The following is an 11,721-nucleotide window of genomic DNA, read 5'->3' as shown; positions in this document are numbered from 1 at the left end:
TTAGTTCATGGCGCAAGGACAGTCATTGCCAACCTTGGCGACAAGCAAGATAAGTTAAGTCAGTGGTGTCGCGGCGTTCTAGAACGAAGAGGAATGAACCGAGCAATAGTGGCACTGGCCGCGAAGAACGCACGAATTATATGGTCGCTTTTACACAATCAAACCGAATATGAAAACTATGCTGCTTAAGTAGAAACCTAAGCAGCATAGAGAGTTAAACCCACCGGGTCATTGCAGACGCTAATGATGGAGATAGGTTAAGACCACTTGCGGAGAGCCTGTTAATGCGGCGGACACACTAGATGTCATCTAACGAATAAGGCACCGCAGTCGCGCAAGTCATCAGGGCCACGACGTATGCGAATCGTCGATAAGTAGGCCGAATGTAGAGCGGCAGTCCAAAACCCATCAACATAAGTTTAGCGGATGTTTGACAACCGGGGGAATCCATGTAGCCGCATTAAGTGGTGAGCAACGCAGACCACCACACTTAAAGTATTGTGCCGTAAACACTTAAACTGAAGGAAACCTAGAATGCCAAGCGTTGGGAATCACTCTTAAATGCTTTGTTATAAAACCGTTACACCAAACTCTGCATTGAGCCCGGTTGTGCTGTTCTATGTTTTTTTCCGGTGATTCGATCGAGCATCAATAACGGGATAACTTCTTCAAATGTCGTCAAATAATACTCGATCAGAGAACCGATGTTATCATAAGAGCCCGCCTTAATTTCATGCCATACATCAGGTGTATACCTGACTAAAATGCTTAAGCCATAAAGCAAAAAGAAGTGGCGAACTACAATATCGTTTACTTTTCCAAACATTGGTTCAATGAACATAGAACCAGTAAAACTTGATTTATAGTGTTCAATCGCTGACCACCAAAGCTGGCCTGTTTCATGATTAAGTTTACCGTTAAAGATAGATCGCTCAGAACTGTCCTCATTCGTCTCCAGACGAATATCGTCTAGCGGAATCTTAGTATCAAGAATAAGCTCCAAGTTAATTGGGTTGTCCAAGTTTTCGTAAATACTTACAAATGTAAAGTCACGTTTAGGAAGAGAAAAGTTGAAGTTACCTTTCTCTCTATTTTTTCTACGGATTTCGTCTTCATATCGATGATTTTCAGATGAGTGTCCGATATGCAAACACTTAGATGGCTCTTGGATGAAGGAGTAGAGAACAGGCTCCAGTTCAGGAATGTGTTGAAACAAATCTTTTATAGAAACACTAGGGTGCATTTCTAGCTCAGAAATGTCTTTTGCACGTCTGTCTGCAGCCCACTCTTTTGGCTCAAGGCCTAAATACTTAGCATAGGAATAGAAATGCCCACCTTTCAACCCGTAAATATTGTAGTCCAAAGGACTATCAATGCCTTTTAGCCAAATAGCCAGTCCGTGACCTTGCTCGGTATGTTTTTGAATTGAAGCCAAGTCGCTCTGATTGTTTGGACTAGAAACCTGTTCAGCAATAGTTAACTGTAATAAAGCGTAATACCGAGAAAGAACCCAAGAATTAAGAGATGACGGTTTTTCTTGCCAGTACCCTAACGCTGAATCTATGGCAGAAGCTAGACCTATAGACTTTCGGTCAATAGTTTCTTCAGGTAATGAAAGGCTTTGTCTAGTGCACTTGTCTTTAATTAAATTTCTGCAAACCTCAACACTTGTTAGCTGCTTTAACCTTAACCAAACGAGTTTGTTTGGATCATTTGCTATTATTGGATTTCCCATGTCTCTCCCTTGGTTTTATAACAGCTATATTAGACAGAATAATTCTGCATTTTGTCCCCGAAACAATTCTGTCTAGTTTCCAAGACACACTACACTTAGTCTAATAACTCATTTAATAACATTATCTTACCTACTTATCTTCGTATCAAACATGACGAAAAGCAGAAATTTTCCATATAGTTTCTGCAAAATGCAGAAAACTCTCCAATATGTGAGTAAACCGCAGCTCGATAATGAATAGTCATATCTTTGAATATCGTGTTTTCAAACAAAAACGCCGACGTAATTGTCGGCGCTTAACTCTTGGTATTAATAGTTTAGAGGTAGTAACTACTTCGCCATGGTACTCAAAAACTCGGCTTCGAACTCTTCATCGGCTTCTCGGGTTAAGCACTCCACCAGCCAGTCGATGCTTTGATGGTCTAGCTTACTGTTCACCACGAAGGCTTGCTTTACGCCAGACTGACCCAGCTTGGCAGAGCCGTAGTTCTTGAATGATTTATTGCCGTGGTAATGGAGTGATTTAATCGCTTCTGCGTCAGGTTCTGGCAAGGCATCGAGGGTATTAGCAAGCTGAATAACCAGCTCCATAGGGTTCTTAGATGATGAGATGCGATACAGAAAACCGCCCTCCACTCTTTGGCGAACCCAGTAATCAAAGCCACTGCAGTCCATCACTTTGTCGCTGACCAGTGCGGCTTCACTGCGATAGCCACACGGTTCAACCACCACTGGGGTGTGTTTGAATTCTGGCTGGCCTGATGCGGCATCGGTATGAGGCAAGATCAGGTCACATGGTTTACTGTCTTTGGCGGTCGGTGCGTTCCAATGAATCGGCATGAAAACTTGTTCACGGCGCATCTCTTTGGTCACTACTAATCGCGCTTGGCACTCCCCTTGTGCGCTGCGCACTTTCACCACTGGGTTAATAGTGGCGTGGTTGAACGCATCTAGCCCAAACTCATCCAAGTTTAGTTCCGAAACCGTATCTGGGTGCATCGCAACAAAAGGCTCAGGGGTATGCTCACCTAAACCTGCCGCCAAGCCTGTGCGGCTCATGGTGTGCCATTGGTCTCGGATTCGCCCTGTGTTCATGATAAGTGGGAATTCAAGGCTGGTATCGGCAATCGGTTTGTCGTGCTCAACTGCAATAAACTGCGCTTTGCCTGATTCGGTAAAGAACTCACCATTGGTGAACATGCGCTGTTCGATGATCTCAGGTTGATACTCAAGTACTGGCCATTGCTGTGGAGTGAGTTCGCCATAGCCTTTTTCATCCAGTTGCGTGAGTCCAATTAAGCACAAATCACGCGCTTTGCCCGTTTCATTACCGAGCGCTGTCATCTCGCAATACTCTTTGAATATCTCGCCTTCGTGGCGGAACTCGAACTGCTCTTTGAATCCCATTTTTTGAGCGACTTCTTTCAATATCCACCAATCGGGTTTGGCTTCCCCTGGGCTTGGTAATACACGGCGTTGGCGTGAGATTCGGCGTTCAGAGTTGGTCACAGTGCCCGACTTCTCGCTCCACCCCTGCGCGGGCAGCACTACATCGGCCAAGCGAGTGGTTTCAGTGTCGGCAATGCAGTCCGACACCACCACAAACGGGCACTTCTCTAATGCGGTTTTGATCTTTTCACTGTCAGGCAGGCTCACAACTGGGTTCGTTGCCATGATCCACACCGCTTTGATTTTTCCCTCATTCATCGCATCAAACAGGTCGATCGCTTTTAATCCCGCATGAGTGGCTAGGTTGTCGGTCTGCCAAAATTCACTCACCGTTTGGTGTGATCGCGGATCACCAAACTCAAAGTGCGCCGCTAAAGTATTGGCTAGGCCGCCCACCTCACGCCCGCCCATCGCGTTCGGTTGTCCTGTGACAGAGAATGGCCCCATTCCCGGCTTGCCGATTTTTCCGGTGGCTAAATGGCAGTTAATAATGGCATTCACCTTGTCACACCCTTGTGTCGATTGGTTCACGCCTTGGGAGTAAATGGTTAGCACCTTCTCGTTCGATGCAAACAAACTGTAGAACTGTTTCAGCTGCTGCTCTGTTAACCCTGTGAGCTCAGGAACGCTTTTGTCGCCCCAGCCCGACTCTGTATAACGATATTGAGTCGCAGATCGAATCGATTCAGTAAAGCCTTGAGTGTGGTTTTCTATATAGTCTGAATCTAGCTTGTCGTTATCATCGAGGTAACCCAATAAACCATTGAACAATGCGACGTCTGAGCCTGATTCCAATGCCAAGTGAATGTCTGCGATTTCACAGGTGTCGGTATAACGCGGGTCGATGACGATAACTTTCAATTCAGGGTTGGCTTGTTTCGAGGCTCTTAATCTTTGGAAAAGTACCGGGTGACACCATGCTAAGTTGGAACCTGTAATCACGACGAGTTCGGCTTGCTCGAGATCTTCGTAGCACACCGGTACTGTGTCTGCGCCAAATGCTCGCTTATGCCCGACCACGGTTGAAGCCATGCACAGTCTAGAATTACTGTCGATGTTGCCGCTACCGATAAAGCCTTTCATCAGTTTATTGGCAACATAATAGTCTTCGGTAAGCAGCTGACCAGACACATAGAACGCAACCGAATCGGCTCCAAATTCTTCGATCGTTTGATTGAATTTGTCTGCGACCAACTGAGTGGCACGGTTCCAATCCAGCTCTTGTTTTTGCTCATTCTGAATATGAGCAGGCTGTGTTAGGCGTCCTAAAGGCGTGACGGTATCACCAAGCGCAATCCCTTTAGTACATAGCTTTCCATAGTTTGATGGATGATCTTTATCACCACGCACTTCTAGTTTTCCTAACGATGTCGGTCTCGCTTCTATTCCACACCCTACACCACAATAAGCACAGGTTGATTTTATCCAGCCGCTGTTTGAATCGGTCATCCGTTTCTCGCTCAATTATCCATAATTGTAATAACTGAAACCAAGCAAATAGCACGCCACTTAACACCACTCGACCAAATTGAAATATTACCATTTAAAAACAACAACTTAATGAAATTAAAAATATCAACACTGAACAAAATCGAACTTAGCCAAGATAAAAACTTAATTTTTGCACCATCTTGCAGAAAGTTGCACCACAAACGCTCATTTATATAAATATAACAAAAATTTTACATACCACTTTAGGGGTAATTACGTGCCACCTGCAATTTTTAAATCACTGAAATATATATATTAAATTTTATTTAAATGAACAAATCGCAATCTGGCACCCTCCTTGCTCCACTAGAAACCAAGACTTAGAAAAAACATTTTTGTTTTTCTTGATGATTATGAATTGAGTGGAATCTCAACCCGGTATTCATCTGCTAACGATTAGAAATTAGACGCTAGTGATGGTGACGCCGAGAATAAGGAATGGATTATGAGCAAGAAGAAAATCGTCGTTGTTGGTAACGGCATGGTTGGACACAAATTTATCGACAACATCCTGCAATCAGACAGTGATGAGTTTGATGTGATTACTTTTAGTGAAGAACCAAGGCTGGCCTACGACCGTGTTCAGCTGACGGCTTACTTTAATGGTAAAAGCGCTGATGACCTGTCATTGACCAGTGAAGAATATTACCAAAGCAACGGCGTGAACTACTTGTTGAATCAGAAGGTTGCCAAGCTAGACACCGCCAATCAACAAGTCATCACTGAAAGTGGTCACGTTGAAAGTTACGACAAGCTAATCTTGGCGACCGGCTCATTCCCTTTTGTTCCCCCTATTCCCGGTAACGACCAAGAACACTGCCACGTTTATCGCACCATCGAAGATTTAGACGCCATTGAGCTCTCAAGTAAAGGCAGCAAATCGGGCGTGGTGATTGGTGGTGGACTGCTGGGTTTAGAAGCCGCAAACGCAGTCAAAAACCTTGGCTTAGAAACCCATGTGGTTGAATTTGCGCCTCGCCTGATGGCGGTTCAATTAGATGACGGTGGCGGTGCCCTATTACGCAGAAAAATTGAAGACCTTGGTGTGCAAGTTCATACCGAGAAAGCGACCTCTGAAATAGTCGACGGAGAAAACGCTCGCTACCGTATGAACTTTGCAGACGGCACCCACCTTGAAACCGATATGATCGTGTTCTCTGCGGGTATTCGCCCTCAAGATGCCTTAGCTCGCAGCTCTGATATCGCCATTGGTGAACGTGGCGGCATTGTGATTAACGATCACTGCCAAACCAACATCGACAACGTGTATGCGATTGGTGAATGTGCCCTTTGGGACAACAAGATCTTCGGCTTAGTCGCCCCTGGCTATTCAATGGCGAAAATCGCGGCTGCGCATATTGTCTCTGACGGTACTGACGACGCTGCATTCACTGGCGCAGACATGAGCACCAAGCTCAAACTGCTTGGCGTCGATGTGGCCAGTATTGGCGAAGTACACGGCAAGACGGAAGGCGCTCAATCGTATACTTATAACGATGAAATTGAACAAGTTTATAAACGCTTGATCATCTCGGCTGACGGCACGAAAATTGTCGGTGCCGTATTGGTCGGTGATGCAGAAGCCTACGGTTCGCTACTGCAAATCAAGCAAAATGATATGCCCCTTCCTGAAAACCCATCAGTGCTAATTTTACCTAACGTGGCCGATGATTCTGGCTCTGCAATGGGTGTTGAAGCTCTGCCTGATAGCGCTGTGATCTGTTCATGTTTTGATGTGACCAAAGGCGATATTAAAGAGGCCGTTTCAGCTGGCTGCACCACGATGGCTGCATTGAAAGAAACCACGAATGCTTCAACAGGTTGTGGCGGTTGTTCTGCCCTTGCGAAACAGGTTCTCGATAGCGAGCTAAGTAACATAGGTGTGGAAGTCTCTAACGATATCTGTGAGCACTTTGCTTATTCTCGCCAAGAGCTTACCGACATCATTCGCGTCAACAAAATCAAGACCTTCGACGAGCTGTTAGATTCTCACGGCAACGGATTAGGCTGTACTGTGTGTAAACCGGCTGTCGGTTCGATTCTGGCTTCGTACTGGAACGATTACATCCTGGAAGATCAACATATCGAGCTGCAAGACACCAATGACATCTACCTTGGCAACATGCAAAAAGACGGCACTTACTCGGTAGTTCCGCGTATTGCTGGCGGTGAAATCACTCCAGATAAATTGATCGTGCTTGGTGAAGTCGCTAAAGAGTTCGACCTCTACACCAAAATCACGGGCGGTCAGCGTGTCGACTTGTTTGGCGCACAGCTTAACGAACTGCCTATCATCTGGAAAAAGCTGATTGATGCAGGTTTTGAAACTGGCCACGCCTACGGTAAATCGGTTCGTACCGTGAAATCTTGTGTCGGTAGCACTTGGTGTCGATACGGTGTCGACGACAGTGTTGGCTTAGCGATTCGACTTGAGAACCGCTACAAAGGCCTGCGTTCACCACACAAGATCAAGTTTGCGGTTTCAGGCTGTACTCGTGAATGTGCAGAAGCCCAATCGAAAGACATTGGTGTTATCGCCACCGACAAAGGTTGGAACCTCTACATCTGTGGTAACGGCGGTATGCGTCCTCGTCATGCAGACCTATTCGCCACTGATTTAGACGAAACCACACTCCTTAAATACATCGACCGCGTTTTGATGTTCTACACACGTACCGCAGACCGCTTACAGCGTACATCGGTATGGATGGAGAACCTCGAAGGCGGCATTGAATACCTCAAGCAAGTCGTGATTGAAGACAAGCTCAACGTAGCTGAAGAACTCGAAGCGGACATCGCACTCAACATCGAGAAGTACCAGTGTGAATGGAAAACCACCATTGAAAACCCTGAGAAGATGAAGCGCTTCCAGCACTACATCAACAGTGAAGAAATGGACACTAGCCTCTCTTTCATCAAAGAGCGAGAGCAGCGTTTTCCTAAGCCGAGCTTGAGTGATGCTTCGAATTCAAAACGCGATGAAAAGCTCGCTAAAGCAGACCAAATCGAAGTGACTGAGGTTTCATAAATTTCATCAGGTTCATCAGGTTCATCAGGTTCATCAATAAAAAAATAAAAACTCAATTTTAGACTAGGAGAAAGTCATGGAAAATTGGACAACCGTATGCAGCACCAGCGATCTAACCCCAAACGGGGGAATTTGCGCCAAAGTAGACGATAACCAAGTGGCTATTTTTTACTGCAAGCGCAGCGACACGCTTTATGGGCTCTCTAATTACGACCCTATCGGCAAGGCGAATGTGATGTCACGTGGTATAATTGGTTCATTAAGCGGAGAACCTTACGTGGCCTCACCCTTATACAAGCAGCATTACCACTTAGAAACTGGCGAATGTCTTGAACAGCCTGAGCTCAAGCTCGTGAAATTTGAAGTTCGCAAACAAGGAGAACAAGTTCAAGTTCTCGCACCACTTGCTATCGCCAGTTAACTAAACCGCCGACACCATCATGCAAACGCTTATTAGCGTGCGCAATTTCGGCACAGGGTTTATGCACATTAAAAGCGTTCTAAGTTCGGAAGTAACGCAGGTGCACAAACCGGGTAATTTTCCAGATTTAAAGGATTTAAACCATGGATAACACTAAATTTTCGCTGCTTTCATTTACGGGTAAGATGAAGGTCTTACACCTAAGCTGGATGGCCTTTTTCATTACCTTTGTTGTGTGGTTCAACTTTGCCCCACTACTGCAAATGGTAAAAACTACGCTTGGTCTTTCTACTGAAGAGATCAAAACCCTCCTGATCCTCAACGTTGCATTGACCATTCCGGCACGTGTCGCAATAGGCATGCTAACCGATAGATACGGCCCAAGGTTGGTTTACTCTTCGCTACTCGCGGTCTGTTCTATCCCTTGTTTCATGTTTGCTCTGGCAGACTCTTTTATTCAAGCGGCGATTGCTCGTTTCCTATTAGGCTTCATCGGTGCAGGCTTCGTTGTCGGTATTCGTCTAGTGTCTGAGTGGTTCCCACACAATGAACTGGGTACGGCAGAAGGTATTTACGGCGGCTGGGGTAACTTCGGTTCAGCAGCGGCAGCATTCACGCTTCCAACTCTGGCTTTAGCGTTTGGTGGTGAAGACGGCTGGCGTTATGCGGTTGGTATTACTGGCGTAATGAGCTTAGCGTTCTCGTTTATCTTCTACAAAAACGTGTCAGATACACCAAAAGGTTCGACTTACTTCAAGCCTGCTCAAGTAACAGCAATGGAAGTGACATCAAAGGGTGACTTTTTCTTCCTACTTATTATGAAGATCCCTATGTATGCCGCTTTAGCGCTACTGACTTGGAAGCTATCACCAAGCAACATCAACATGTTGTCTGACATGGCGGTTTACTCTGTGTATGCCGGTTTAGCTGCGCTTTACGTGTACGAAGTGTCGCAAGTTTGGAAAGTAAACAAGAACGTATTTAAAGAAGAAGTGCCAGAGATTCACCAGTACAAATTCAAGCAAGTTGCGGTACTTAACGTATTGTACTTCGCGACATTTGGTTCTGAACTGGCTGTGGTTTCTATGCTGCCACTGTTCTTCTCTGAAACCTTTGAATTAACACCGGTTCTTGCAGGTATGGTTGCATCAGCTTATGCCTTTATGAACCTAATGTCTCGCCCAGGTGGTGGTTGGATTTCAGATAAATTCGGTCGTAAACCAACACTGCTTATTCTAACGATTGGCCTTGCTGTGGGTTACTTCGCAATGGGTCAAGTCGACAGCACATGGCCTGTATGGCTAGCGGTTGTCGCGGCAATGGCGTGTTCTTTCTTCGTGCAAGCGGGTGAAGGTGCGGTATTCGCAACGGTTCCTCTAATCAAGCGTCGTATGACAGGTCAAATTGCAGGTATGACGGGCGCTTACGGTAACGTGGGTGCGGTAGTTTACCTAACTGTGTTGTCATTCGTGAGCTACCAAACCTTCTTCTTAGTGATTGCTGCAACAGCGGTACTTGGCTTTGTAACTCTACTGTTCATGGAAGAGCCTAACGGTCAAATCGCCGAAGTAAACGACGATGGCAGTGTCACGCTGATTAATGTCTCAAGCTAGTCTCAGTACTATGAAGCATTGATATTATTGAATCGGGAGAAGCACCTTAGCGGATACATCAATGCTAGGTGCTTCGTTCAAAGGCTCTAAGTTCACTAGGGCTTTTGTTCTTCCTAGGATGTTCTGTCAAGGAAGCGGGAAGAAGAGCAGTTAAGAAGAAGACCAGTTATGACAATTTCATTCAGCCAAGGGCAAGTCATCACGCCAGAATCCAACAACCAGTTAACGCTTAAGTTTGGTGGTTATTCGAATCAAGGCGTACGTGATGAAAACCAAGACGCCATCATTGTAAAACACCCCAAAACTCGCGTAGAGCAAGAGTTGAAAGGTAGTGTTGCCTGCATAGCAGACGGCGCAAGTTGCAGTGAACATGGCCAGAAAGCCAGTCACACCAGCGTGATGCAGTTTATCGACGACTATTACGCAACTCCCCAAAGCTGGAGCATCCAACGTTCGGCGCAAAAGGTCTTAACGTCCCTCAATTCTTGGCTCTTCAACACGTCTGTTTCTAATATTCATCCCGCACAACAAGTGAACCACAATGCCCTCGTTTCGACGTTCAGCAGCGTGATATTAAAATCGAACACCGCACATATCTTCCACGTGGGCGACAGTCGCATTTACTTACTAAGAGATGGAGAATTACGCCAGCTAACGCGCGATCACACCCGTAAAAATATGGGGCAAAAGCATTATCTAACACGCGCCTTAGGCATGGACAACCAACTCAACGTTGACTATCAAACCCTGCCTATCAAGAAAAACGACTGCTTTATCCTGACATCTGATGGCGTGCACGAGTTTGTCTCTCCCAATACCTTCAAGGAACACATCGACAAACCCGGAGCAGATTTCGAATACGCAGCACAAACCATCTGTAACACCGCTTTAAGCCACAATAGCTCAGACAACGTGAGTTGCTTGATTGTGCAAGTCAGCCATCTGCCTAAACCTTCGCTGATTGAGTTCCATGAGAAGCTAGCTAAACGTGCCATCCCCCCCGCTTTAAAGCTCGGGCAAAGTATCGACAACTTCATGGTGCTTGAGGTGTTGTATGCAGGATCTAGAAGCCATGTGTATCGTGTGATGCAGAAAGAGACACAGACCGAGTTCGTGCTGAAAGTCCCTTCCGTCCAATATCACGATAGCCCTTCGCAACTCAGAGCTTTCTTTAATGAACAATGGGCGGGGATCTTGTTAAAAAACAAGAGAGTAATGAAGGTTTACCCGACGCCAGAGAACTCGCAATTCTTATACCAAATCTGCGAATGGGTAGAAGGCATCACGCTAAGACAATGGATGTACGACAATCCAAAACCGTCACTCAATGAAGTACGCGACATACTAGAAAAGATCACTCAAGGCATTCGAGTACTGCAACGTGCAGACATGGTGCACCGAGACTTAAAGCCGGAAAACATCATGATTCAACGTGATGGTGAGGTAAAAATCATCGACCTTGGTGCGGTGTTAGTGAGAGGCCTTGAAGAGGGAGAGCTCACCGACAAAGACGACACTCCATTAGGCGCGGTCAATTACATAGCGCCAGAGACCATCAAGCACAACACGGCCACCACAAGCTCGGATCTGTTCTCTATCGCCGTGATCGGCTATGAGATGCTAACAGGTGGATTGCCCTACTCTGAAATGACTGCACAATCGCTTAAGCAATCTCGTCATCATCAGTGGGAATACCAACCCATCACACAGAAACGAGCTGACTTGCCAAGTTGGGTAGATTTGGTGTTACAAAAAGCCTGCGCGGAATCACCAAGCGAACGTCATCAAGTGTTAGGGGATTTTGTGGCAGACCTTTACACACCAAACCAAAGCTTGGTGAAAAGCAAAGCCAAGCAACCTTTGATAAACCGAAACCCAATCCAGTTTTGGAAAGTGTTGGCCTTGTTGCTCGGCATTGTTGCGGTCGTAGAACTGGGGTTATTGTTAAACCCAAGCTAGATACGTTTACGAATTAGCCTAATAT

The 11,721-nt window shown here is 45.9% G+C and carries 6 protein-coding genes and 1 pseudogene; 5 read left to right on the top strand and 2 right to left on the bottom strand.

What is annotated here, in order from left to right; genetic code table 11:
* Positions 1 to 189, top strand: a pseudogene (locus AB4274_RS08325) (IS110 family transposase); the annotation flags it as partial.
* Between the two features lie 391 nt (positions 190 to 580).
* Here AB4274_RS08325 and AB4274_RS08320 read toward each other — a convergent pair.
* Together AB4274_RS08320 and AB4274_RS08315 are read right to left on the bottom strand one after the other, a co-directional pair.
* Complete coding sequence (locus AB4274_RS08320) at positions 581 to 1,735, bottom strand: YaaC family protein (protein ID WP_017046379.1); 1,155 nt, start codon at positions 1,733 to 1,735, stop codon at positions 581 to 583.
* A 330-nt stretch (positions 1,736 to 2,065) separates the two neighbouring features.
* On the bottom strand, positions 2,066 to 4,648 hold the full coding sequence (locus tag AB4274_RS08315) for a molybdopterin oxidoreductase family protein (RefSeq protein WP_372111661.1): 2,583 nt from the start codon (positions 4,646 to 4,648) through the stop codon (positions 2,066 to 2,068).
* Positions 4,649 to 5,120: 472 nt separating this feature from the next.
* Between AB4274_RS08315 and nirB the strand changes: the two genes are divergently transcribed.
* The 4 genes from nirB (at position 5,121) to AB4274_RS08295 (ending at position 11,696) form a co-directional block, all read left to right on the top strand.
* A complete protein-coding gene (gene nirB / locus AB4274_RS08310) occupies positions 5,121 to 7,703 on the top strand; it encodes a nitrite reductase large subunit NirB (protein WP_372111658.1) in 2,583 nt (860 codons plus the stop codon).
* 76 nt (positions 7,704 to 7,779) lie between these two features.
* Positions 7,780 to 8,124, top strand: a complete 345-nt coding sequence (gene nirD / locus AB4274_RS08305) for a nitrite reductase small subunit NirD (protein WP_012600889.1) — start codon at positions 7,780 to 7,782, stop codon at positions 8,122 to 8,124.
* Between the two features lie 143 nt (positions 8,125 to 8,267).
* Positions 8,268 to 9,737 carry a NarK family nitrate/nitrite MFS transporter gene (locus AB4274_RS08300; RefSeq protein ID WP_017060867.1) on the top strand — a complete coding sequence of 490 codons (1,470 nt, stop codon included), beginning with the start codon at positions 8,268 to 8,270 and terminating at the stop codon, positions 9,735 to 9,737.
* 168 nt (positions 9,738 to 9,905) lie between these two features.
* Entirely contained in the window at positions 9,906 to 11,696 is a 1,791-nt protein-coding gene (locus tag AB4274_RS08295) for a protein kinase domain-containing protein (RefSeq protein ID WP_372111655.1), read from the top strand.
* The last annotated feature ends 25 nt before the right edge of the window (positions 11,697 to 11,721 follow it).

The sequence above is a fragment of the Vibrio sp. 10N.261.55.A10 genome, from assembly GCF_041470825.1.
Lineage (GTDB): Bacteria > Pseudomonadota > Gammaproteobacteria > Enterobacterales > Vibrionaceae > Vibrio > Vibrio crassostreae_C.
The sequence above is the reverse complement of the archived record's forward strand: the minus strand, read 5'-3'. Positions and strand labels throughout refer to the sequence as shown.